This is a genomic window from Pseudomonas sp. C9D1 (assembly GCF_056491235.1).
On sequence record NZ_JBSZIE010000001.1, the window covers coordinates 1,439,745 to 1,462,112 of the forward strand.

Genomic DNA, 22,368 nt, shown 5'->3' on the forward strand with positions numbered 1-22,368 from the left:
CGACCTCCGCATAGCTAAAACCTCCATTCGGCCGACCCCTGGCAGGGTTATGGCTTGTCGCCAGTACCGTCTCACTCCTAAGTTCGCGCTGTTGTTCCGGCGACGCGTGGCGCGCCGCCGGTCACCCGGTGAGGAGGAGTCCCCATGGCATCGGTTCTGCAACGTGGTATCGCCAGCCTCGGCACGGCGAAGAAGCTGACCCTGGGCTTCGGCGTGGTGCTGGCGCTCACCGGCGTGGTGGCCGCCACCGGCTTCTCCGCGCTGCGCGGTGTGGCCGCCGGCGCCAGCCTGCTGGCGCGTACCGATGCGCTGGAAGGCGAGGTGCTGCGCATCCGCCTGATCGAGAAGGATTACGCCCTGACCGGCGACGCCAAGCAGGCCGAGGCGTTGCACCAGGCGACCCAGGCCCTGCAGGAGCACGGCCAGGCGCTGGCGGCGGACCTCGGCGATGCCAGCCGGCAGGCCCTGGGCCAGGTGGACCAGGCGGTAACCACCTACCGCGCGGCCTTCGACCGCTACGTGGAACTGACCGACAACATGCGCCTGTCCCTGGAGGCGGCCAACTGGCTGGTGGTCAGTGCCTCCAACAGCCTCGACGTGCTGCAGTCGGGCCTCAACGAGGACGGCGTCGACCTGCTGAAGAGTTCCCAGGGCGCGGAAGGTGCCGAGATGGTCGCCCAGGGCGGCGAGATCAGCCGCGTCTACCAATCCCTGCTGCTGGCCCTGAACCAGGCCCGGGTGCGCCTGGAGCAGAGCCGCAGCAGCGGCGAGATCGACGAGAGCGCCATCCAGGAGGCGCTGGATGCGCAGAAGCTCGCTGGCGAGCTGCGCGAGAGCATGAAGGACCCGGGCTACGCCGCAGTGCTCACCGAGGTGATCGGCAATATCGATTCGTTCAACGAGCGCCTCAAGGAATACACCGGCCACCTGCGCCAGCAGAAGGTGGAGTACCAGGCGCTGGTCGGCGCCGCCGAGGTGATCGTTCAGGCCGTCGACCAGGCTTCCGCGCTGCAGAAGGAGGCGATGCTCGCCCAGCAGAAGGCCAGCTCGCTGCTGATCCTCATGGCCAGCGCCCTGGCCCTGGTCATCGGCCTGGCGGCCACGGTGCTGATCGCCCTGCTGATCGTGCGCCCGCTGCAACGGGTGATCGCGGTGGCGCGGCAGATTTCCGCCGGCGATCTCAGCGTCGAGATCGAGGTGGACCGCAGCGACGAAGTGGGCCAGCTGCTGGAGGCCATGCGCGGCATGTCGGCCAACCTGCGTGACATGGTCGGCCGGCTGCAGGGCGGGGTGATGCAGATTTCTTCCTCGGCCCAGGCGCTGTCCTCGGTCACCGAGCAGACCCGGGTCGGCGTCAACGGTCAGAAGCTGGAGACCGACCAGGTGGCCACCGCCATGAGCGAGATGACCGCCACCGTCCACGAAGTCGCGCGCAACGCCGAGGCGGCCGCGGCCTCCACCCAGAGCGCGGACAGCAAGGTCAGCAATGGCAGCGAAGTGGTGCGCCAGACCCTGGGGCGCATCAACCAACTGGCCGCGGCCATGGAGGCGGCGACCCGGAGCATCGAGCACCTGAGCCACGAGACCCAGAGCATCGGTTCGGTGCTGGACGTGATCAAGAGCGTGGCCGAGCAGACCAACCTGCTGGCGCTGAACGCCGCCATCGAGGCGGCGCGCGCCGGCGACCAGGGCCGTGGTTTCGCCGTGGTGGCCGACGAGGTGCGCGCGCTGGCCAAGCGCACCCAGCAGTCCACCGCCGAGATCGAGCGGCTGATCGCCACCCTGCGCGACGGCGTGCGCCAATCCGTGGAGCGCATGCAGGAGAGCGGGGCGCTGGTGGAGATGACGGTGCAGGACGCCAATCACACCGAGCAGGCCTTGAGCGGCATCGCCGAGGCGGTGGCGGTGATCCACCAGATGAACCAGCAGATTGCCGCCGCCGCCGAGCAGCAGAGCGCCGTGGCCGAAGAGATCAACCGCAGCGTCACCAGCATCCGCGACATCGCCGACCAGTCCGCCATGGCCATGGAGGAAACCGCCAGCTCCAGCACCCAGCTGGCCTCCCTCGGCCGCGACCTGCAGGCGATGGCGGGGCATTTCCGCTTGTAGTCCCCGGGCGGTTGGCTTTGAGGTGTTCAGGCGCTCTGGCGTGCCGTTGCGCTGGGGCGGACCTGGCGCACGGTTTCGTCAGCAAAAATTGCAGGGCGCTTTGCCATCTCCGTGCTCGCCGGTAGCATCGGCCCATTGTTTCGGGAGCTTGCGATGCGAACCAGACTGGATGCCTGCCTCAACGCCGTTAACCAGGTTGTGCTGGGCAAGGAGCCTCAGGTGCGCCTGGCGCTGACCTGCCTGCTGGCCCGGGGTCACCTGCTGATCGAAGACCTGCCCGGCATGGGCAAGACCACCCTCAGCCATGCCCTGGCGCGGGTGCTGGGGCTGAGCTTCCAGCGCATCCAGTTCACCTCCGACCTATTGCCCGGCGACATCCTCGGCACCTCGGTGTTCGACAAGGACACCGGCCAGTTCGTCTTCCACCCGGGCCCGGTATTCGCCGAGCTGGTGCTGGCCGACGAGATCAACCGCGCCACGCCCAAGAGCCAGAGCGCGCTGCTCGAAGCCATGGAGGAGGGCCAGGTGACCATCGAGGGCGCGACCCGGCCGCTGCCCGAACCCTTCTTCGTCATCGCCACGCAGAACCCGGTGAGCCAGGGCGGCACCTTCGCCCTGCCGGAATCGCAGCTGGACCGCTTCCTCATGCGCCTGTCCCTGGGCTACCCGGCCCGTGTGGCGGAGAAGGCCCTGCTGCTGGGCGAAGCGCGCCGGGAGATCCTGCCGCGGCTGGAGCCGGTGCTGGACCACGTGGAGCTGGCGCTGATCCAGGCCGAGGTGCCGAAGATCCGCGTCAGCGATGCGCTGGTGGACTATGTGCTGCGCCTGGTGGAGGCGACCCGTTCCCATAGCCAGTTCGCCTGGGGCCTGTCGCCGCGTGCCAGTCTGGCGCTGCTCGCCGCCGCCCGCGCCTGGGCGCTGCTGGCCGGGCGTGATTATGTGATCCCCGAAGACGTGCAAGCCGTGCTGCCTTCGGTGGTCGGCCACCGCCTGCGTGAACAGGCCGACCCGGCCGGCCACGGCGGCGGCGCCCTGGTGCAGTGGCTGCTGCGCGAAGTCCCGGCGCTCTGATGCTCAGGCAGCGCGTGCGGCCGCGCTGGAACCGCTGGCTGGCGAAACGGATTCCGCCCGCCGCCGAGGTGCGCCTCAACCAGCGGCGCATCTTCATCATCCCCACGCGCACCGGCCTGGCCTTCGGCATCGCCCTGGTGCTGATGCTGCTGGTGGCGATCAACTACCAGAACAGCCTGGCCTATGGCCTGACCTTCCTGCTGCTGTCGATGTTCATCCTGACCATCCTCCACACCTTCCGGAACCTCGCCGGCATGACCTTGCGCGCCGCGGGCGCCCCGGCGGTGTTCGTCGGCGAGCGGGCGCGCTTCCGGGTGCGCCTGGAGAGCGAGCGCCAGCCCCACCAGGCCATTTCCCTCGGCTGGCCGCCGGCCGAGTTGCAGGCCCAGGACGTGCCCGCCGGCGGTTCCTGCGATTGCGAGGTGGACCTGCCGGCCGAGCGCCGTGGCTGGTTGCGCCCGGGGCGCCTGCGGGTGGAAAGCCGCTTTCCCCTCGGCTTGCTGGTGGCCTGGAGCTGGGTGGACCTGGACCAGGCGGCGCTGGTCTACCCGCGCCCGCTGCCCGGCGACCTGCCCATGGGCACTGGTGGCCGCCGGGACGACGAGGAGGAGGGCGTACGCGTGCTCGGCCGTGGTGCCGACGACTACCAGGGGCTCAAGCCCTACCAGCCCGGCGACTCGCGGCGGCGCCTGCACTGGAAGGCCTATTCCCGGGGCCAGGGCCTGTTCATCAAGGATTTCGCCGCCCTCGCCGGTGCCGACCTGTGGCTCGACCTGGAGGGCCTGGAAGGCGAGCTGGAAAGCCGGCTGTCGTTGCTCTGCCACTGGGTGCTGACCTTCACCGAGCGCGGCCAGCCCTTCGGCCTGCGCCTGGGCGGCCAGGAGCTGCGCCCGGACGTCGGTGAGCTGCACCGCGATGCCTGCCTGCGCGCGCTGGCCCTTTACGGGGTGGCGCGATGAGCCCGGTGCAGCCGATCCCGCGCATCGCCCTGACCTGGCTGCTGGTGGCCCAGGTGCTGGTGATCCTGCCGCACCTGTTCCACCTGCCGCTGTGGATCATCGGCCTGTGGCTGGTGTGCGCCGGCTGGCGGGTGCAGGTGTTCCGCATGCGCGCGCGCTACCCCAGCGGCCTGGCCAAGGTGCTGATGATGGTCGGCGCTGGTACGGGGGTGCTGCTGTCCCGGGGCAGTCTGATCGGCCTGGACGCCGGCGTGGTGCTGCTGGTGGCGGCCTTCATTCTCAAACTGGTGGAGATGCGCACCCGGCGCGATGCGCTGGTGCTGATCTTCCTCGGCTTCTTCACCGTGGTGACCGCCTACCTGTTCGACGATGGCATGCTCGCCGCGGTCTACAGCCTGTTGCCGGTGACCGCGTTGCTGGCCTCGTTGATCGGCCTGCAGCAGAGCGCCTTCGCCGCGCGCCCGCTGGCCACCCTGCGCCTGGCGGCGACCCTGCTGGCCCAGGCACTGCCATTGATGCTGCTGCTGTTCCTGTTCTTCCCGCGCATGGGGCCGCTGTGGTCGCTGCCACTGCCCAGCGACAAGGGTGTGACCGGGCTTTCCGACAGCATGGCGCCGGCCGATATCGCCGAGCTTAGCCAGTCCGCCGAGCTGGCCTTCCGCGCCTCCTTCGACGGGCCACCGCCGCCGCGTCGTGAGCTCTACTGGCGTGCACTGACCCTGGAGCGTTTCGATGGCCGCCGCTGGTCGCAGTCCGAAGCCAGCCAGTTCAACACCCCGGCACAGTGGGAGAAGCGCGGCGAGCCGCTGGACTACAGCGTGGTGATGCAGCCCAGCGCGCGGCCCTGGCTGTTCGCCCTGGACGTGGGCGAGACCAGCCTCGAAGACACCCGGCAGATGATCGACTTCCACCTGCAGCGGCGGCGCCCCGTGGACCGCTCGTTGCTGTACCGGGTGACCTCCTGGCCGGACGCGCTGCGCGACCCGGCGCTCGACGACCGTGTACGCCGGCGCACCCTGCAGCTGCCCGAGCAGGGCGACCCGCGCAGCCGCGCCTGGGCCGCCGAGCTCAAGGCCCGGCACCTGGCGACGGAGGACCTGGTGCAGGCGCTGCTGCAGCATTTCAATCGCGAGCCCTACGTCTACACGCTGAAGCCGCCGCCAGGCGGGGCGAACAGCGTGGACGAGTTCCTCTTCGACAGCCGCCGGGGCTTCTGCGCCCATTACGCCGGGGCCATGACCTTCGTCCTGCGTTCGGCCGGGGTGCCTGCGCGGGTGGTGGCCGGCTACCAGGGCGGCGAGATCAACCCGGCGGGCAACTACGTGGCGGTGCGTCAGTTCGACGCCCACGCCTGGGTCGAGTACTGGACGCCGGAACAGGGCTGGACCAGCGTCGATCCGACCTTCCAGGTGGCGCCCAACCGCATCGAGCAGGGGCTGGAGGAGGCGGTGGCCCAGGAGCAGAGCTTCCTCGAGAACTCGCCCTTCTCGCCGCTGCGCTACCGCCAGGTGGGCTGGGTGAACCAGCTGCGCCTGGCCTGGGACCAGCTCAATTACGGCTGGCAGCGCTGGGTCCTGGGCTACCAGGGCGAGGTGCAGATGCAGGTGCTGCAACGCTGGTTCGGTTCACTCGACGCCCGCACCTTCGCCCTGTTGCTGGTGGGCGGTGGCGGCATCCTGGTGGGCCTGGTGGCGTTGTTCATGTTCAAGCCCTGGCGCCGCGAGCGTGACCCGCAGCTGCGGCTGTTCCAGGGATTCGAGCGGGCCCTGGGTCGCCAGGGCGTGCGTCGTGGCAAGGGCGAAGGCCCGCGCGACTATGCGGCCAGGGCGGCCCTCGCGTTGCCGGCGCAGGCGCCACTGATCGAGGAATTCGCCCGCCGCTACGAGGCGCTGCGGTATGCTGGCGAGCCTTTGCCACCGGCAGAGCTCGCGCAGGCATTGAAGGCCTTGCGCAGGGCCCTGCCCTGGCGTCTTACCCGCGTGGAGCGCTGATCGGAGCGCGCCCGCTCTCTCGGATGATCGTTCCATGCCCGCCATGCTCGACGACCTGATCGCCCAGGTCCTGACCCTCGAAATCAAGCTGCTGTCCTGCCGCGCACGCCTTGAGGCCGACACCGATGGCGAGGCGCTGCACGACCTGCGCATCAACATCCGTCGCCTGCGCAGCCTGCTGCGGCCCCTGCGCGACCTGCCCGCTGCCGACGTGCTCGATGCCGCCGCCCACGAGGTGGGGGCGCTGAGTACACCGCTGCGTGACCTGGAGGTGCTGGTCGTCGAGCTGGAAAGCCACGGCCTGGTGCAACTGGCCGAGTTGCGCCGCCAGCGGGTGCGGGCGGGCTACACCGCGTTGCTGGCAGCGCCGGCCCTGGCGCAACTGTTCCGGGTGCTGGATGCCTGGCCGCAGTTGCTGCGCATCTCCCGCCGCGAAGGCTTGCTGGAAAAACCGCGCAAGAGCATCCGCAAGCGCCTGGCCAAGGATTGGAAGCGCCTGGAGCAGGCCCTGGCGGACCCGGCCCACGACCGTCATCGCCTGCGCCTGCTGATCAAACGCGCCCGCTACGGCAGTGAGGCGTACCCGCACCTGGTGGACGTCACCGACAAGACCCAGCGTCTGCTCAAGGGCGCGCAGACCGCCCTCGGCAAATGGCACGACCGCCTTCAATGGCTGGCGATGGCCGAGCAGGAGCCCGACCTTGCGCCCCGGGTGAAGGCCTGGAGCGTGGCCATGCACGGCGCCGAGGTGCGTTCGGACCGGGTGCTGGATAAGTTGCAAGCGAGCCTGGGCTGATCCTGCCTCGCCGTTGAGTCCGGCGTGGGTCGGGGGCAACCCGACTGCTCCCTGCAGGGTTGCTTCTTGGTTTACCCGCCCGGCGGTGGGTGTTCCGGGAGGCCCCGCGTCGATGGGATTCGCTTCGTTCTTCCCATCCTACGTCGCGGGTGCGATCCCGAAGGCGCCATCAGCGCGCCTGATGGCCTGGCATTTTTCCCCTCCCCGTTGTCGCTACCCGCTTGAAGGTTGGCTTTCTAGCGCCGGGGCAATCCCCTAACATCCCCCCACTTTCGATTTCTGCGGGTGAGTTGAGCATGAAGTTTTCCCAGTTGATCCAGGCGGTGCGCAGCAACCCCGCAGCGGTGGTGGTGCCCAGCGCCTGGGCCCAGGGGCGGGCCAGCTTCGGTGGCCTGGTGGCCGCGCTGGCCTATGAGGCGATGAGCGCCAAGGTGAGCGACGGGCGCCCGGTGCGCTCGCTGGCGATCACCTTCGTCGGACCGATGGAAGCCGAGGTGCCGGCCAGCTTCGAGGCCGAGGTGCTGCGCGAGGGCAAGGCGGTGAGCCAGATGTTCTGCCGCGCTGTGCAGAACGGCCAGACCGTGGCTGTGGTGCAGGGCAGCTTCGGCGCCTCGCGGGAGTCGGCGATCGATGTGGCGGCCGAGCCGGCGCCGGTGATCAAGCCGGCGGAGGAATGCCAGGAGTTGCCCTTCCTGCGCGGCGTGACGCCGGAGTTCACACGCTTCCTGGCCATGCGCTGGGGCATCGGCAGCATGCCGTTCACCAACAACCCGGCCCGTGAAATGGGCGGCTGGGTGCGTTTCCGTGGTGATGTGGAAGACGAGCCCGTCGAGGTGGCGCACCTGCTGGCGCTGGTGGATGCCTGGCCGCCGGCGGTGCTGCCGCACCTGCGCAGCCCGGTGCCGGGCAGCTCGCTGACCTGGACCATCGAGTTCGTGCAGCCATTGCCGGCCGTGGGCACCCTGGAGTGGTGCCTGTACCGCGCCGAGATCGAACACGCCCGTGATGGCTACGGCCATGTCTCGGCCCGCCTGTGGACACCCTCCGGCGAGCTGGTGGCGCTGAGCCGGCAGACGGTCACCGTCTTCGGTTGAGCCTTCAGACGGGCGCGACTTCCACGCGGTTGCGCCCGGCCTGCTTGGCCCCATAGAGCGCCGCATCGGCGCGGCCGAGCAGCGATTCGAGGCTTTCGCCGGGGCGTTTCTCGGCGATGCCCAGGCTCAGGGTGATCCGCAGTACATCACCGCTGGGCAAGTCCACGCGCAGGGCTTCGATGCCGGCGCGCAGGCGCTCGGCCACCAGCGCGGCCTTGCCGTCTCCCGTTTCCGGCAGGATCGCCGCGAACTCTTCGCCCCCCAGGCGCCCGAGTACGTCAACGCCACGCAGGCAGTCGCGCATCACCCGTGCCGTGGCGCGCAGCGCGTCGTCGCCGATGGCGTGGCCGTGGCCGTCGTTGACCGCCTTGAAGTGGTCGATGTCCATCATCAGCACCGAGCACGGGTGCCCGAAGCGTTCGGCCTGGCGCAGCATGTCTTCGGCGCGCTGCATGAAGGCGCGGCGGTTGTCGAGGCCGGTGAGGCCGTCGGTGGTGGCCAGGGTCAGCAGCTCGTGTTCCATGCGCTTGCGCAGGCTGATGTCGTAGCTCCAGACCAGGTGCGCAGGCTCGCCCTCGAGCTCGACGATACGGCCGAAGACCACGCCCCAGTAGGGCGCCGCCTTGCCGAGCAGGGCTTCCCAGTCGTCGATCTGGCGGCGCTCTTCGAGGGCGGCGCGGAAGCGATGGGCCTCGGACTCGGCGGCGAACAGCCGATCCAGGGAGAACAGCGAGCCCCGCTGCAGCCCCTGGCGGACGATCAGGCGCTGGTTGACGAAGTGCACCTTGCCGGACTCGGCGCCGATCAGGGCGACGTCGCTGGGGCTGGCTTCGAGGATGTGCTTGAGCAGCTCGCGGCCTTCGCTGAGGGCGAGCGTGCGGGCCTCGACACGGCTTTCCAGGGTGTGGGCGAGCTCGCCCAGGCTTTCGCTCAGCCGGCGGGCCTCACGGAAGCTGTAGATCAGATGGGTGACCAGCAGGGCCCCGCCCAGCAGCAGCCCGAACAGGGCCCAGGCGAGCTTGCTGAAGTAGCCGTAGAGGCGCTGGCGCTCTTCGTCCAGCTCATTGGTGAGGGAGATGTTGGCCGCCACCATCACCTCGTGCATGGCGTGTTGCAGCGGCGGCAGTTCCTGGAGGATCTCGGCGCTGGTGGCGCGTGCAGAGGCCTGGTCGTTCCAGTCGACGCGGCTCAGCCAGCGCTGGCTGAGTTCGGCCACGCGCTGCAGGGTGCGGGTGTTCTCCGGGCGCGCGCTAGGCAGGAAGTCGAACAGATGATGGCCTTCGATGGGCCGGGCCAGGCTGCGCAGCACGCCGAGGCGCACCACCAGCTGGGTGGCGCTGCTGTGTCCGTGCTCGATGCGTTGCGCTTCCTCGACCAGGCGGTCCATGCCGTTGCGGATCTGGTAGACCTGCCACAGCTCGCCGTGGGAGCCGGGGCGGCCGAGCTGCCGCGCTTCGTTGACCACCAGCCATAGCGAACCACCGGCGGTGATCGCCATGACCAGCATGATGACCAGGAGGACCGCCATCACCAGCCGCTTGCGCGGCAGGGAAATACTGTCGGCAAAACTGTCGGGCATGGTCGCTACTCGATGTAGATGTCACTCAGTTGCCAGATGGCACGGTTGTAGTACTTCTGCACGCGCAACTCGGCGTGGGCGTTGAAGGGGTACATGAGGAAGAGCGGGCCGTAGGCTTCCACCGCCATGGGCTGGCCGTCGCGGGAATAGGCGATCACCGGCTGGTAGCGCTCGATGTCGCTGGCGGGGATCACCACCGAGTAGTCGTTGAGAGCACGCAGGTGCAGTTCGGTGGGGTGCTGCAGGTTCGCCGGGAGCTGCTGGAGGAACTGGCTCAGGGGCACGCCGTACCAGTCGGAGACCTTGTCGTCGCTGGGCCCGCGTGCGCGCAGGTTGACGCCGGGCATCGCCTGGAGGTCGCGCAGGGTGAACACACGGGGGCTGGCACCGGGCAGGTGCAGGCGCAGGGCGGGGATATCCAGGGGATAGCTGGACTGCTCGCCCTGAGCGAGGGAGTACAGGGCGAAAGTCAGAAAAATGGTGACAAGTATCTGTCGCTTTGACGGCATGCGACGTCCCTCATACAGCGTGGTGCCAGCATATCGTCATTTTTGCGGCCAGCTTGAGCCTTTCCGACGAAAGTAATGGCGCTTTGCTGGCAAGGACCTGGTGTCAGGGGCGGTTGCGCCAGTTGCGCCACCAGGCGCCGCTGAACAGGAAACGCGGGAAGGTGACGAACTGCTCGGTCAGCAGGCGGCCCACGGCGTCCTTGCGGTCCAGGAAGGGCTCGGGGGCCTCCGCTTCCAGCCGGTGCCCGTGGGATTGCAGGCCCAGGGAGGCGATCAGGCCGATCACCCCGAGGACGACGGGCAGGAAGCGCCAAGTGAACAGGCCGTTGAGCAGCACCAGGGTGGCGACGATGAACAGCGGCACGGCCAGCAGGTGCAGCACCAGGTTGGTGGGGTTGCGGTGGTTCCTGGCGTAGGTCTTCCACTGCCAGGTGCGGAGGTTGGGGTGACGTTTGCCCATGGTGCGGATTCCTTGAAGGATTGCGGGCAAGTCTAGGCCGGCCCCGAGAGGGCCGGCGAATGGGTTCTGACTATGGGCGGGATAGTCCGCTCAGAGCTTGAGCTGGCGGATGGCGCGAGACAGTTCGCTGGCGAGGTTGGCCAGCTCGGCGCTGGTGGAGGCCGAGCCAACGGTCTGGCTGACGGTGAGTTCGGTGACGTCGCGGATGCCGACCACGGCGCGGGTCATTTCCTCGGCCACATGGCTTTGCTGCTCCGCCGCCACGGCGATCTGCGTGTTGCTCTGGCGCATCTGCGCCACGGCGCCGGTGATGGCGGCCAGGGCTTCGCCGGCTTCATGGGCCTGCTGCACGCAGCTGTCGGCCTTGAACGAGCTTTCCTGCATGAATTCCACGGCGTCGCGAGTGCCGGATTGCAGGGCGAGGATCATGCTGGTGATCTCGTCGGTGCTGTCCTGGACGCGCTTGGCGAGGTTGCGCACCTCGTCGGCCACCACGGCGAAGCCACGGCCCATTTCACCGGCGCGGGCGGCCTCGATGGCGGCGTTGAGGGCGAGGAGGTTGGTCTGCTCGGCGATGCCGTGGATGACGCTGACCACGCTGCTGATCTTCTGGCTGTCTTCGGCCAGTTTCTCGATCATCTCGGCGGTCTGCTGCACGCCGCTGGAAAGCCCGGCGATGGACTCACCGACGCGGCTGACCACGCTCTGGCCGGCGCCGGCGAGCTGGTCGGCGGTCTGCGACTGGTCGCGGGTGTCGGCGGCGTGCTGGGCGATGTGGTGGACGGTGGCGGACATTTCGTTGATGGCGGTGGCGGCCTGGTCGGTCTCGCTCTGCTGGCCGAGCATGCCCTGGCGCACCTCGCCCATGCTCGAGGCCAGGCGCGCGGCCCCTTCGTCGAGGCGTTCGGTGACCTGGGCGACGGTGCCGACCACGCGCTGGAAGCCCGCCTGCATGGCATTGAAGGCGCTGGCCATCTGGCCCACCTCGTCGCGGCTGTCCAGCGGTACGCGGGCGGACAGGTCGCCGCTCTTCTCCACGTGCAGCATCACGTCCTTGAGGGTGTTGAGGTGGCTGAGGAGGAAGCGGATCAGCAGTTGCGAGGAGGCCAGCAGCGCCATCATCAGCAGGAACACGGTGACCGCGTAGTTGAACATGCGCGAGGTGAAGACCTCGACGAGGCTCGGGGCGTGGGCCAATACGGCGATGCGCTGGCCGTCGGCGGCATCCTGAACCTGGGCGCCGATCACCGGGTCACTGCCGAACAGGGCGTCGTGATCCAGCTCGACCCAGCCGTTGGCGCGGGTCAGCGCGGCGCTGTCGACACCTTGCACCTGCGGCGCGCTGCCGGCGGCGAAGCGGACCACGCCGTTGCCGCTGGGCAGGGCCTGCCCGGCGGGCCAGTCGCGTAGCAGGGCTGCCTGGGCCTGGGCCGACTCGCGGGCACTTTCCACGCGGGCGTCACGCTCGAGGCTGATGGCGTGCAGCACCAGCAGCAGTGTGGTGATGAAGGCGACGGCGTTGACCGCCCAGAACTTGTACTTCAGGGAAAGATCGCGCATCCAGTTACCCATGTTCTGTTCTTTTTTCTCGGAGGCTAGGCAAGGTGCCAGCATTGTTTCGCAGCACTGTGACGTGATCGTTGATCCGTATCAATCCGCCTCTTTACAGGAACAGGTTAGGCGATGTTCGGTAGCCCGAAAAATGCGCGTGCACACGCGGTGGTGTGTGCGGCCAGCTGCTCGGGTGTTTCACCGCGGTGACGGGCCACTTCCATCAGCACCTCGGGCAGGAAGGCCGGTTCGTTGCGCCCGCTCTTGGGTTTCGGCCGCAGGCTGCGCGGCAGCAGGTAAGGCGCGTCGCTCTCCAGCATCAGCCGGCCCTGGGGGATCTCGCGCACGAGCGGGTGCAGGTGGGTGCCCCGGCGCTCGTCGCAGATCCAGCCGGTGATGCCGATGTGCAGGTCCAGGTCGAGGTAGGAGAAGAGGGCGCGCTGCTCGCCGGTGAAGCAGTGCACCACGGCCGCCGGCAGACGGTCGCGGAACTGCTTGAGGATGGCCAGCAGGCGTTCATTGGCGTCGCGCTCGTGGAGGAACACCGGCAGACGCAGTTCGACGGCCAGGGCCAGTTGTTCTTCCAGAGCCTTTTCCTGCTGCGGGCGCGGGGAGAAGTCGCGGTTGAAATCCAGGCCGCATTCACCCACGGCGCGTACTTCCGGCTCGGCCAGCAGGGCACGCAGGTGGCGGGCGCTGTCGGCGTTCCACTGGCTGGCTTCGTGAGGGTGCAGGCCGGCGGTGCTGAACAGGCGGCCGCCTTCGGGGTCGAGCTGACGCAGCAGCGCCAGCGCTTCTTCGGCATCGGCCACGCTGGTGCCGGTGAGGACCAGTTGCGCCACGCCAGCGGCGAAGGCGCGTTCGAGCAGTGCTTCACGCTCTGCGGCAAAGCTTGAATGGGTCAGATTGACGCCAATGTCGATGAGTTGCATGGTGCTACCTCGGACGCGAGCGGAGCAGAATAGCAAAGCTTGTCGAATAGAAGAAAAGCCAACAATTACAATTGCTTATGGGTGTTTCTTGAAGTTGTTACAGCGTTGTGGCTGGCGTCGACGGCCGAGCTGTGACACTCTCCGCGCCCCTCGCAGCCCCGGAATTCCGTCCGGGCGTTGCGCTCTCAGACGGTCGGTTCGCCCCCTGCAACCCTGACCGGGAGATTCGATGACCCGACCGCTGCTGCTTCTGTTGTGCCTGCTCGCCCTGCTGCCGTTCCCGGCGGCAGCGCGCCTGGCTGGCCCGCCGGAAGCCTGGCAGCAGCCGAGCGAGGCCCGTGACCTGGCGCAGATCCGCCGCAGCGGCGTGCTGCGTGTGCTGGTGAACCAGAGCCGCAACAGCTCCGGCGAGATCAAGGGCGAAGCCATCGGCATCGAATACCACCGCATCCGCGCCTTCGAGCAGTACCTCAACCGCAATGCCCGCGACGGCCGTGAGCTGGAGGTGAAGATCATCCCCAGGGCCAAGGACCAGTTGCTGGCCGCCTTGCTGCGCGGCGAGGGCGACCTGGTAGCCCCCGGCGAGCTGGTGGACCCGCGCAGCGGCGGCGAGGTCAGCGCCAGCGCCCCGATCCGCCGCCATGTGCCGCTGCTGCTGGTGAGCCGCAGTGGCGATCGTCGCTACCAGCGCCTGGAGCAGCTCGCCGGGCGCAGCATCGCATTGCCCGCCGGCAGCGCGGCGGCCGAGGCCCTGCGCCGGGTCAACCAGCAACTGGCAGAACGCAAGCTGGCGCCCATCGTCATCGAGTGGGTCGATTCGAGCCTCGCGGTGGAGGATGTGCTGGAGATGGTCCAGGCCGGCATCTTCCCGCTCACTGCCGTCGAGCAACCCATTGCCGAGCGCTGGGCCAAGGTGATGCCCAAGCTGCGTATAGAGAAGCACCTGGTGCTGGACAACCAGCGCGACATGACCTGGTTCGTGCGCCGCGACGCGCCGATGCTGCGGGCCAGCATCGATCGCTTCCTCGCCGGCTACAACGCGCCCTCCGACCAGGATGCCACCTTCCAGCGCGTCTACCGCCGCCTGTACAAGGTGCACAGCCCCCTGGCCCGAGCCGACCGGCAGCGCCTGGAGAAGGTGCGCCCGGTGCTGCAGCGCTTCGCCGACCAACATGCCTTCGATTGGCTGAACCTGGCCGCCGTGGCCTTCAAGGAGTCCAGCCTCAACCCGGCCGCCCGCGGCGCCAGCGGTGCCACCGGGCTGATGCAGATCACCCCCGGCGCGGCGCGCACCGTGGGCGTGGGCAATATCCATGCGCTGGAGAACAACGTGCAGGCTTCGGCCAAGTACCTGGCGATGCTGCGCAAGGGCTTCTTCAACAGCGCCCAACTCAACGAACGCGAGCGCATGGCCTTCACCCTGGCGGCCTACAACGTCGGCCCGCAGCGGGTGCAAAGCCTGCGCGCGGAGGCCCGGCGCCGGGGGCTGAACCCCAACCAGTGGTTCTTCCAGGTGGAGCGCATCGCCGCCGAGCAACTGGGCATGGGCGTGGTGAGCTACGTCAGTGCGGTGAACAAGTACTACCTGGCCTATGACCGCGAGCGCTATCTGCTGGAGCCGCAGAAGAAAGTGGCAAGCAGAGGGAAGTGATCGATTTTATCGATTTCAATACTGCGTTTTTTGCGGTTTTAATATCGAAAAAATCAACTAAGATGGCTTCCGTCTGAACCCACACACTCCTCACACGAAAGGAAACGCGACATGAGCAACCCGATCAAACGCATTCTCTCCACCAACGCCGGCATCGGCATCACCCTGCTGCGCGTGGTGACCGGCCTGACCTTCGCCGCCCACGGTTCGCAGAAGCTCTTCGGCCTCTTCGGCGGCTATGGCCTGGAAGGCACCGGCCAGTGGATGGAAAGCATCGGTCTGGCTCCTGGCTACCTGCTGGCCCTGATGGCAGGCAGCGCCGAGTTCTTCGGTGGCCTGGCCCTGGTGATCGGCCTGCTGGTTCGCCCTGCCGCCGCGTCGCTGATCGTCGCCATGGTGGTTGCCATCTTCAGCGTGCACTGGGCCAGCGGCTTCTTCATCACCAACGGTGGTTACGAATACGCGCTGATCCTCGCCCTGATCTCCGGCACCCTGCTGATCGAAGGCGCCGGCCGCTTCTCCCTGGACCGCACGTTCAGCCAGTAACCCGCTGCGAACTCGAAGAAGGCCCGCCCTGTGCGGGCCTTCTGCCTTTCAGGGCTGCTGCGCGCGGGCGGCGGCCAGTTCCAGGGCGGCATCCAGGCGCTGACGCTCGCGTTCGTCGAACTTCTCCTCGGCCAGGCGCTGGATGGCGGCGCGGCGGTCGCCGTCGCTGAGCCCCTGGTTGGCTTCGATGCGTGCCTTCTCCGCCTGGAAGGCGCCGATCCGCTGCTTCCAGCCCTGGCGCTGCTGGTCCAGTGCCTCCAGGCGCTGGGTGGCTTCGCCGCCGACCAGTTGCTGGCGCAGGCGGCGGATTTCGGCGGGGGTGGCGCCCTTGGCCTGCAGCTGCTCGGTCTGGACATGCAGCTCGGCCTGCAACTGCGGCAGCACGCTGTCCTGCAGCTCTTCGGGCAGGCCTTGGCGCAGGCGGTCGACGGCGTCGGCCTTGGCGGCGTCGTCGAGGGCTGCGTCATGGACGATGGCCAGGCGATCGAGGGTGAAGCGGTTGTAGGTTTCCTCGCTGGCGAAGAACACCTGGTGCACCTCGGCGCTGAACAGACGGGCGCGCAGGGCATTCACCGCGGCTTCGCGCTGGCGCATGGCGTCGAGGTCCGCCAGTTGCGGCAGGTCCTTCTCCAGTTGCACCAGTTGCCGCTTGTAGTCCAGGTACTGCTCCAGCAGCGCCAGGGCCTGGCCTTCGGCCGGCTCCTGCAACTGGGCGGTGATGTAGCCGCGCAGGCGCTGGATGGAGATGCCGATGGGCTCTTCGCCTATGGCACTGAGGAAGTAGTCGAAGATGCGGCGGATGTCTTCGGTGATCAGCAGGTTGCCGCCCGCATCCAGCTGGAAGCGCCCATCGACCTGGGTACCGGCGAAGGAGGCGGGCAGGGCGGGTACTTGCGCCGGCAGGGCAGGCGGCAGGTTGTCGGCGGACGTTGGGGCATCGGCGATGGCGATGGGCTCATCGCTGGCGAGCTGCTCGGCAACGCCCGGTGCACGGTGGGCGTTGCCGTCGGAGGCGGATTGCAGGTAGAGGATCGCGGCCAGGCAGCCGGCGAAGACCAGGGGCAGGGACAGCAGGACTCTTTTCACGGTGGTCGCTCGCGGGTCGGCAGGAGGCGGGGCCCGCAGGCCCCGCCAGGGCGGCTTAGAGGCCGTCGTTCTTCAGGCGGTTGGCGTGCTGGCGGTAGACGGTCACCGGGTCGGTCTCGAACAGGCTGGTGAGGCCGAAGGTCTGGTTGACCTCGTCGAGGTGGTTCATCCGGTAGTTGTCACGCACCACCTTGCCCAGGTGGGAGCTGCAGCGGCCGACCAGGCCGTCGGTGGCTTCGCCCTTGAAGGTGAGGGCGGTGGCGCCGAGCAGTACGTCGCTGATGTCGAGTACGTTGGTCAGCGGGCTGGTGCCGCTCCAGGAGTAGTAGCGCACGCCATTGACCTGGTAGGCGCCCTCGCCACAGGCGCTGGTGGGAATGCCCTGGGGGAACTTGGCGTTGAACCGGGCGGCGCCCTGGCTGTTGAGCGATTCCAGCGAGCCAAGGCCGTTCTGCGGCAGGGTGCTCTTGCTGCCGGAGAGGAAGTTGATCAGCGAACCGAGGCCGTTGACGATGCCGGCGACGATCGCTTCGCTAGCGGAGCCGGGCGGGATCTGGCGCAGGAAGTCGGCGGTGGCCGAGCCCTTGTGCGGGCCGCCGACGCTGGTGGCGGAGGCGACCAGGTCCGGGCGCACGCCGGCCACGTAGCGGATGGTCGGGCCGCCGTGGCTGTGGCCGATCAGGTTCACCTTGCGTTTGCCGCTGATGGCGACGATTTCCTCGACCTGTTCCAGCAACTCTTCGCCGCGGGCTTCCGAGGTGTTCAGCTGGCTGACTTCTGTGACGTAGACCGAGGCGCCATCACGACGCAATGCCGAGGGGATTCCATACCAGTAGTCGATGCCGAGGATGCTATCGAAGCCAAGCATGCCGTGGGCGAGGACCACGGGGTACTTGGTCTGGGTGTAGCCGGTGGCGGCAAGGGCTTCGCCGGAGGCGGCGAGGCCGACTCCCAGGGCGAGGGCGAGCAGGATCTTGTTGTTGTTCATTGGTTGCTCTCGGTGATGGTGGAACAGGCAGTGGGTGCCTCCCTGCAAAGCCGCCGCGCCCATCCCGGACGCGTACAACAGCTGACGAGCACGGGGCAGGAACCATGCCAGGGGCGCCGTTCGCGCGGCGCCCTGTCTGGGCTGGGTGTTTCACCGTTGTTTACAGCCGTTCACCGAAAGTTGGCGGGCGTTTCCCTGTTACTGAGTGAAACGCTCGTTTGAGTCCTGGGGCAGCAGCGGCCAGTTCCCGAGGGCGCGGTAATGGGCGCCCGAGGCCGTATTTTCCGAGGCGAAGAGAGCGAACTGGTTCACAGGCCAATCGAAGGTTGGGGCCGCTGCGCCGGGCAGGTGTGGGCAGTGTCGAGCCAGGGTCAGGTGCGGGTGGAAGGGCCGCCGTTCGATGGCGAAGCCCGCTGCGCGCAGCCCATCCTGCAGGTTGGCGGCCAGGGCCAGGAGCGCCGGCGGCGGGTGGTCGGGTGCCAGGTGCAGCAGGCCGTTGTGCCAGCAGCGCAACTGGTCGAGGCGCAGGGTGAAGGGCTCGCCCGCCAGGTTTTCGGCGATGGCCTTCAGTTCGGCGACGCAGCCGCGTGGCTGCTGGCCGAGGAAGGCGAGGGTCAGGTGCAGGTTGCGGGTGGCCACGGCTTTGCCTTCGCAGCGAGCGGCTTCTCGCCATAGGGCTATGCTCGTTGCCAACGGCTCGGGACAGGGCAGGGCGAAGAACAGGCGCAAGGGAGGTGTGGACATGGTCGCGAAGGCTCCAGGACGACGTCTTGGTCGTATTGACAGTATTGCGGAGGCTTCTCTAGGATGCCGACCCATGCGCCGATTTAAGACAGCTACTTGCGGGGCGCGGAGATGGAATCCATCTCGAAATACCGCTAAAGCGCTGGTTCGGTGTCGCCTCTCACCGCTGCCCAGCGGGATCAACGAGGCGGAGACATGACACCATGACCTGTCCCCAACCGCTCATTCGCCTGGCCCCCATCACCACGGGCCTGGTTTTGCGCAACCCCAGGGTTCTTCTCAGCGGCCCCCACCAGCCGACCATGCTGCGTTATCTCGACGGCTGGCCGAAGCGTTGGGCCGGGCCACGCAACCTGCTTATCCAGTTCGCCCTCGATGCCGCGTCGTTGCAGCGCTATGCCGCTGACAGCTTCGATATGGCCGTGGTGCAGGCGCCCCCCCGTGACGAGGTGGCGCTGATGGTCCGCGAGCTGGTGCGCGTTTCGCGCCAGGGGCTGATCACCCTGCGCTGAGGCGCGGGGCTTCAGGGGTATTCGATCTCCACCACGTACCAGCTCTTCTCGCCCGTCGGGGTGTGCACCAGCACCTCGGCATCCAGCGCCTTGCCCACCAGGGCGCGGGCCAGGGGCGAGTCGATGCTGATGTGGTGCTGCTTCAGGTCGAGTTCGTCGGGGCCGACGATGCGGTAGCGCGACTGTTCGCCCTCATCATCTTCCAGGGTCACCCAGGCGCCGAAGTAGACCTTGTTCGGGTCGGACGGGCGTTCGCTGACCACCTTGAGGCTTTCCAGGCGCTTGGTGAGGAAGCGCACGCGGCTGTCGATCTCCCGCAGCATCTTCTTGCCGTAGGTGTACTCGGCGTTTTCCGAACGGTCGCCCTGGGCGGCGGCCTCGCTCACCGATTGGGTGACCTTGGGGCGCTTCACGTGCCAGAGCTCGTGCAGTTCGGCGCGCAGGCGGGCTTCGCCTTCGGGGGTGATCAGCGGGGTGCCGGCAGAACGTGGGGGGCGATAGCGACTCATGGCGTGATGCGACAGGCTCTAGGCGGGCGAAGAGGGGCGGAGTCTAGCAAGAGGTCGGCCCGCCTTGTACAGGCGGGCCGGGCGATCAGGCTTCGCGCAGCACCTGCAGCGGGCTGGCGTTGAGGGCACGACGGGTGCCGAGCACGCCGGCCCCACCCACCAGCAGCGCGCCCAGGGGCGGCAACAGCAGCAGCCAGGGGTGGGGGTGCCATTGCAGGTCGAAGGCCAGGGTGTAGAGCAGGGCGCTGACCAGCTCGCAACCCAGGGCGGCGAGCAGGCCGGCAGTGGCACCGAGCAGGGCGAATTCAGCGCGCCTGGCTTTCTGCAGCAGATTGCGTTCGGCACCCAGGGCCCGCAGCAACGCACCCTGGCGGATGCGTTCATCGAGGGTCGACTGCAGGCCGGCGAAGAGCACTGCGAGGCCGGCGGCGAGCACGAACAGCAGGACGAACTCCACCGCTACCGTGACCTGGACGAGGATGCTGCGCAGCTGCGCGAGGATGGCTTCCACCTCCAGCAGCGTCACCGCCGGGAAGGCGCGGGCCAGCTCCACCAGCTCGCGGTCGTGCTGTGGTGGCAGGTAGAAGCTGGTGAGGTAGGTGGCCGGCAGGTCGGCGAGGGAGCCGGGGGCGAAGATCATGAAGAAGTTCGGCTGGAAGTTGTCCCAGTCGACTTCCCGCAGGCTGGTGACACGCACGTCGCGGCTGATGCCACCAACGCTGAAGCTGAGGCGGTCGCCCAGTTGCAGGCCGAGGTTGGTGGCGAGTTTGGCTTCCACCGAGACACCGGGCAGGTCGCCGGCCGGCGCCTGGTCCCACCATTGCCCGGCCACCAGGCGGTTGCCGCTGGGCAGGTCGGCCGCCCAGGTGAGGCTGAGGTCGCGCTGCAGGGCACGCTCGCCCTGGGATTCCTTGCTGGCGTGCTCTTTCGCCGGTTCGCCGTTGATGGCGGTGAGGCGGCCGGGCACCACGGGGAACAGCGGGGCCGGGTGGGGCGAAAGCTGGGCGAGGCGCTCGGCGAAGGCGTCCTTCTCGCCGGGCAGCACGTTGAGCACGAAGTAGTTCGGTGCGTCGGCGGGGAGCTGATCCTGCCAGGTGTCCAGCAGTTCGCCGCGCAGCAGGGCGATCAGCGCCATCGCCAGGAGGATCAGGCCGAAGGCCAGGGATTGCCCGGCGGCGGCCAGCGGGTGGCGCAGCAGTTGGCCGAGACCGAGGCGCCAGGGCAGGGCGGCGCGGGCCAGCAGGCGGCGCAGGGCGTTGAGGCCGAGGAGCATGAGGCCGCCGAGGATCAGGGTGGCGAGCAGGCCGCCGCCGAGCAGGGCGAGGGTGAGCGCCAGGTCCAGGCTCAGGCGCCACATGATCAGCCCGAGGGCGAGCAGGGCGGCGCCGTACACCAGCCAGGAACTGGGCGGCACGGGTAGCAGGTCGCGGCGCAGCACGCGCAGGGGCGGGACACGGCCCAGGGCGGCCAGCGGCGGCAGGGCGAAACCGGCCAGGGCCACCAGGCCGGTGGCGATGCCGGCAAAGGCGGGCAGCACACCGCCGGAGGGCACTTCCGCCGGCAACAATTCACGCAGCAGGTGGAACAGGCCGAGCTGGGCGAGCCAGCCGATCAGTGCGCCGAGAATGGCGGCGGCAAGGCCGAGCAGACCCAGTTGCAGGGTATAGAGGAGGAGCGCTTCGCGGCGCGACAAGCCCAGGCAGCGCAGCAGGGCGCTGGCGTCGAAGCGACGGGCGGCGAAGCGGGCCGCCGACAGGGCCACGGCGACACCGGCCAGGAGTACGGCGGCGAGGCTGGCAAGGTTGAGGTAGCGCTCGGCACGGCTGAGGGCGCCGCCGACCTGGCGGTTGCCGTCGCGGGCGTCTTCGATGCGCTGGTTGGCCGCCAGGGTGGGCTCGAGGGTGTCGCGGTAGCTTTTCAGTGCCTCTTCCGGGCCGCTCCAGAGTTCGCGGTAGCGCACCCGGCTGCCGGGCTGTACCACGCCTGTGGCGTCGAGGTCGGCATGGTTCATCAACAGGCGCGGGGTGAGGCTGTAGAAGTCGCCGGCGCGATCAGGCTCGTAGGTGAGCACGCGGGTGAGGCGCAAGGTCTGCTGGCCGACGTCCACGGTGTCGCCGGGCTTGAGGTTCAGCGCGGTGAACAGACGGGCCTCGGCCCAGGCCTCGCCGGGGGCGGGGCCGTTGCCGGGTTCTTCCGGGGCGTAGGGGGCCGGTGCGCTCTTCAGCTCGCCGCGCAATGGGTAGGGTTCGTCCACCGCCTTGACGCTGGCGAGCTGGATGCCGGCGTCACCGGCGATGACGCTGGAGAATTCGACGGCGCGGGCATGGCGCAGGCCGAGCTGTTCGCCTGCTGCGATCTGCTCCGGGGTGGCGGGTGAGGAGCCGCTGAGCAGCAGGTCGGCGCCAAGGAATTCGGTGGCGCGCAGGAGCATGGCACCGTTCAGGCGGGCACCGAAGTAGCCGATGGCGCTGCTGGCGGCCACGGCCACCACCAGGGCGAAGAACAGTACGCGCAGCTCGCCGGCACGGGCATCGCGGCGCAGTTGCCTGGCGGCCATGCCTAGCAGGCGCGAGAACGGCAGGCGCCCCATCAGGGTTCCACCCGGTCGACCAGGCGGCCGGACTCCAGGCGGATCAGGCGGCGGCAGCGATGGGCCAGGCGCTCGTCGTGGGTGACCAGGACCAGGGTGGTGCCGCGCTCCTGGTTGAGCTGGAACAGCAGGTCGCTGATACGCTCGCCGGTGTGGCTGTCGAGGTTGCCGGTGGGCTCGTCGGCGAACAGCACGTCGGGTTCGGCGGCGAAGGCGCGGGCGATGGCGACGCGCTGCTGCTCGCCCCCGGACAGCTGGCGCGGGTAGTGGCCGAGGCGCTGGCCCAGGCCGACGCGGTCGAGCAGGTGGCGGGCGCGTTCGCGGGCATCCGTGCGGCCTTCGAGCTCCAGGGGCAGCATGACGTTTTCCAGGGCGTTGAGGCTGTCGAGCAACTGGAAGGACTGGAAGACGAAGCCGACATGCTCGGCACGTACGCGGGCACGCTGGTCCTCGTCGAGGCGGGCGAGGGCGTGGCCGGCCAGGCTGATGTCGCCGGAGCTGGGCAGGTCGAGCCCGGCGAGCAGGCCGAGGAGGGTGGATTTGCCGGAGCCGGAGCTGCCGACGATGGCCAGGCTGTCGCCCTGGGCCAGGTCCAGGTCCAGATCGTGGAGGATGGTCAACTCGCCTTCCGCGCTGGGAACCACTTTGCTAAGGTTCCGCGCATTGAGAATGCTTGCGCTCATGGAGAATC

General features: G+C 68.5%; 19 protein-coding genes and 2 pseudogenes. 10 read left to right on the forward strand and 11 right to left on the reverse strand.

What is annotated here, in order from left to right; translation table 11 throughout:
• Positions 1-1,062 precede the first annotated feature (1,062 nt).
• The 7 genes and pseudogenes from ACXI0U_RS06670 to ACXI0U_RS06700 all read left to right on the forward strand — a co-directional run.
• Positions 1,063-1,206, forward strand: a pseudogene (locus ACXI0U_RS06670) (HAMP domain-containing protein); the annotation flags it as partial.
• Between the two features lie 393 nt (positions 1,207-1,599).
• Positions 1,600-2,109, forward strand: a pseudogene (locus tag ACXI0U_RS06675) (methyl-accepting chemotaxis protein); the annotation flags it as partial.
• A 153-nt stretch (positions 2,110-2,262) separates the two neighbouring features.
• On the forward strand, positions 2,263-3,180 hold the full coding sequence (locus ACXI0U_RS06680) for an AAA family ATPase (RefSeq protein ID WP_479549925.1): 918 nt from the start codon (positions 2,263-2,265) through the stop codon (positions 3,178-3,180).
• Positions 3,180-4,139, forward strand: coding sequence for a DUF58 domain-containing protein (locus tag ACXI0U_RS06685; RefSeq protein WP_479549926.1), 960 nt, complete (start codon positions 3,180-3,182; stop codon positions 4,137-4,139). Before ACXI0U_RS06680 ends, ACXI0U_RS06685 begins: the two co-directional genes overlap by 1 nt.
• On the forward strand, positions 4,136-6,130 hold the full coding sequence (locus ACXI0U_RS06690; protein WP_479549927.1) for a transglutaminase TgpA family protein: 1,995 nt from the start codon (positions 4,136-4,138) through the stop codon (positions 6,128-6,130). The genes ACXI0U_RS06685 and ACXI0U_RS06690 overlap by 4 nt, the downstream gene beginning before the upstream one ends.
• Positions 6,131-6,164: 34 nt before the next feature.
• Positions 6,165-6,926, forward strand: a complete 762-nt coding sequence (locus ACXI0U_RS06695) for a CHAD domain-containing protein (RefSeq protein WP_431483928.1) — start codon at positions 6,165-6,167, stop codon at positions 6,924-6,926.
• Positions 6,927-7,222: 296 nt separating this feature from the next.
• A complete protein-coding gene (locus ACXI0U_RS06700; RefSeq protein WP_021220367.1) occupies positions 7,223-8,020 on the forward strand; it encodes an acyl-CoA thioesterase in 798 nt (265 codons plus the stop codon).
• 4 nt (positions 8,021-8,024) lie between these two features.
• On the opposite strand, the gene ACXI0U_RS06705 is transcribed toward ACXI0U_RS06700, so the two are convergent.
• From ACXI0U_RS06705 to ACXI0U_RS06725, 5 genes are all read right to left on the reverse strand, one after another.
• Complete coding sequence (locus ACXI0U_RS06705) at positions 8,025-9,599, reverse strand: GGDEF domain-containing protein (RefSeq protein ID WP_021220366.1); 1,575 nt, start codon at positions 9,597-9,599, stop codon at positions 8,025-8,027.
• Between the two features lie 5 nt (positions 9,600-9,604).
• Complete coding sequence (locus ACXI0U_RS06710; protein ID WP_271660548.1) at positions 9,605-10,108, reverse strand: putative pterin-binding protein; 504 nt, start codon at positions 10,106-10,108, stop codon at positions 9,605-9,607.
• 103 nt (positions 10,109-10,211) lie between these two features.
• Positions 10,212-10,568, reverse strand: coding sequence for an Mpo1-like protein (locus tag ACXI0U_RS06715; RefSeq protein ID WP_021220364.1), 357 nt, complete (start codon positions 10,566-10,568; stop codon positions 10,212-10,214).
• Positions 10,569-10,658: 90 nt separating this feature from the next.
• Positions 10,659-12,140: a methyl-accepting chemotaxis protein gene (locus ACXI0U_RS06720; protein ID WP_479549928.1), complete on the reverse strand. Its 1,482-nt coding sequence runs from the start codon at positions 12,138-12,140 to the stop codon at positions 10,659-10,661.
• Between the two features lie 104 nt (positions 12,141-12,244).
• Positions 12,245-13,051: a TatD family hydrolase gene (locus ACXI0U_RS06725; RefSeq protein ID WP_184489289.1), complete on the reverse strand. Its 807-nt coding sequence runs from the start codon at positions 13,049-13,051 to the stop codon at positions 12,245-12,247.
• Between the two features lie 229 nt (positions 13,052-13,280).
• Between ACXI0U_RS06725 and ACXI0U_RS06730 the strand changes: the two genes are divergently transcribed.
• Both ACXI0U_RS06730 and ACXI0U_RS06735 read left to right on the forward strand, forming a co-directional pair.
• Entirely contained in the window at positions 13,281-14,702 is a 1,422-nt protein-coding gene (locus ACXI0U_RS06730) for an MltF family protein (RefSeq protein ID WP_021220361.1), read from the forward strand.
• A gap of 111 nt (positions 14,703-14,813) precedes the next feature.
• Entirely contained in the window at positions 14,814-15,248 is a 435-nt protein-coding gene (locus ACXI0U_RS06735) for a DoxX family protein (protein ID WP_021220360.1), read from the forward strand.
• 48 nt (positions 15,249-15,296) lie between these two features.
• Here the strand turns inward: ACXI0U_RS06735 and ACXI0U_RS06740 are convergent, their stop codons facing one another.
• The 3 genes from ACXI0U_RS06740 to thpR form a co-directional block, all read right to left on the reverse strand.
• A complete protein-coding gene (locus ACXI0U_RS06740) occupies positions 15,297-16,334 on the reverse strand; it encodes a lipase secretion chaperone (protein WP_479549929.1) in 1,038 nt (345 codons plus the stop codon).
• A 55-nt stretch (positions 16,335-16,389) separates the two neighbouring features.
• Positions 16,390-17,322 carry a triacylglycerol lipase gene (locus tag ACXI0U_RS06745; RefSeq protein WP_021220358.1) on the reverse strand — a complete coding sequence of 311 codons (933 nt, stop codon included), beginning with the start codon at positions 17,320-17,322 and terminating at the stop codon, positions 16,390-16,392.
• A 198-nt stretch (positions 17,323-17,520) separates the two neighbouring features.
• Complete coding sequence (thpR, locus tag ACXI0U_RS06750; protein WP_184489292.1) at positions 17,521-18,066, reverse strand: RNA 2',3'-cyclic phosphodiesterase; 546 nt, start codon at positions 18,064-18,066, stop codon at positions 17,521-17,523.
• Between the two features lie 203 nt (positions 18,067-18,269).
• On the opposite strand from thpR, the gene ACXI0U_RS06755 reads away from it, so the two are divergent.
• Complete coding sequence (locus tag ACXI0U_RS06755; protein WP_021220356.1) at positions 18,270-18,578, forward strand: hypothetical protein; 309 nt, start codon at positions 18,270-18,272, stop codon at positions 18,576-18,578.
• An 11-nt stretch (positions 18,579-18,589) separates the two neighbouring features.
• On the opposite strand, the gene greB is transcribed toward ACXI0U_RS06755, so the two are convergent.
• From greB to ACXI0U_RS06770, 3 genes are all read right to left on the reverse strand, one after another.
• Positions 18,590-19,087 carry a transcription elongation factor GreB gene (greB, locus tag ACXI0U_RS06760; RefSeq protein WP_263403387.1) on the reverse strand — a complete coding sequence of 166 codons (498 nt, stop codon included), beginning with the start codon at positions 19,085-19,087 and terminating at the stop codon, positions 18,590-18,592.
• An 85-nt stretch (positions 19,088-19,172) separates the two neighbouring features.
• A complete protein-coding gene (locus ACXI0U_RS06765) occupies positions 19,173-21,677 on the reverse strand; it encodes an ABC transporter permease (protein WP_479549930.1) in 2,505 nt (834 codons plus the stop codon).
• On the reverse strand, positions 21,677-22,360 hold the full coding sequence (locus ACXI0U_RS06770) for an ABC transporter ATP-binding protein (protein ID WP_263403385.1): 684 nt from the start codon (positions 22,358-22,360) through the stop codon (positions 21,677-21,679). The genes ACXI0U_RS06765 and ACXI0U_RS06770 overlap by 1 nt, the downstream gene beginning before the upstream one ends.
• Positions 22,361-22,368: the final 8 nt, after the last annotated feature.

Excerpts from the sequence above, each read along its gene's own strand:
- ACXI0U_RS06680 (WP_479549925.1), top strand. The coding sequence starts at position 2,263 with ATGCGAACCAGACTGGATGCCTGCCTCAACGCCGTTAACCAGGTTGTG.
- ACXI0U_RS06685 (WP_479549926.1), top strand. The coding sequence starts at position 3,180 with ATGCTCAGGCAGCGCGTGCGGCCGCGCTGGAACCGCTGGCTGGCGAAA.
- ACXI0U_RS06690 (WP_479549927.1), top strand. The coding sequence starts at position 4,136 with ATGAGCCCGGTGCAGCCGATCCCGCGCATCGCCCTGACCTGGCTGCTG.
- ACXI0U_RS06695 (WP_431483928.1), top strand. The coding sequence starts at position 6,165 with ATGCCCGCCATGCTCGACGACCTGATCGCCCAGGTCCTGACCCTCGAA.
- ACXI0U_RS06700 (WP_021220367.1), top strand. The coding sequence starts at position 7,223 with ATGAAGTTTTCCCAGTTGATCCAGGCGGTGCGCAGCAACCCCGCAGCG.
- ACXI0U_RS06705 (WP_021220366.1), bottom strand. The coding sequence starts at position 9,599 with ATGCCCGACAGTTTTGCCGACAGTATTTCCCTGCCGCGCAAGCGGCTG.
- ACXI0U_RS06710 (WP_271660548.1), bottom strand. The coding sequence starts at position 10,108 with ATGCCGTCAAAGCGACAGATACTTGTCACCATTTTTCTGACTTTCGCC.
- ACXI0U_RS06715 (WP_021220364.1), bottom strand. The coding sequence starts at position 10,568 with ATGGGCAAACGTCACCCCAACCTCCGCACCTGGCAGTGGAAGACCTAC.
- ACXI0U_RS06720 (WP_479549928.1), bottom strand. The coding sequence starts at position 12,140 with ATGGGTAACTGGATGCGCGATCTTTCCCTGAAGTACAAGTTCTGGGCG.
- ACXI0U_RS06725 (WP_184489289.1), bottom strand. The coding sequence starts at position 13,051 with ATGCAACTCATCGACATTGGCGTCAATCTGACCCATTCAAGCTTTGCC.
- ACXI0U_RS06730 (WP_021220361.1), top strand. The coding sequence starts at position 13,281 with ATGACCCGACCGCTGCTGCTTCTGTTGTGCCTGCTCGCCCTGCTGCCG.
- ACXI0U_RS06735 (WP_021220360.1), top strand. The coding sequence starts at position 14,814 with ATGAGCAACCCGATCAAACGCATTCTCTCCACCAACGCCGGCATCGGC.
- ACXI0U_RS06745 (WP_021220358.1), bottom strand. The coding sequence starts at position 17,322 with ATGAACAACAACAAGATCCTGCTCGCCCTCGCCCTGGGAGTCGGCCTC.
- thpR (WP_184489292.1), bottom strand. The coding sequence starts at position 18,066 with ATGTCCACACCTCCCTTGCGCCTGTTCTTCGCCCTGCCCTGTCCCGAG.
- ACXI0U_RS06755 (WP_021220356.1), top strand. The coding sequence starts at position 18,270 with ATGACCTGTCCCCAACCGCTCATTCGCCTGGCCCCCATCACCACGGGC.
- greB (WP_263403387.1), bottom strand. The coding sequence starts at position 19,087 with ATGAGTCGCTATCGCCCCCCACGTTCTGCCGGCACCCCGCTGATCACC.
- ACXI0U_RS06765 (WP_479549930.1), bottom strand. The coding sequence starts at position 21,677 with ATGGGGCGCCTGCCGTTCTCGCGCCTGCTAGGCATGGCCGCCAGGCAA.
- ACXI0U_RS06770 (WP_263403385.1), bottom strand. The coding sequence starts at position 22,360 with ATGAGCGCAAGCATTCTCAATGCGCGGAACCTTAGCAAAGTGGTTCCC.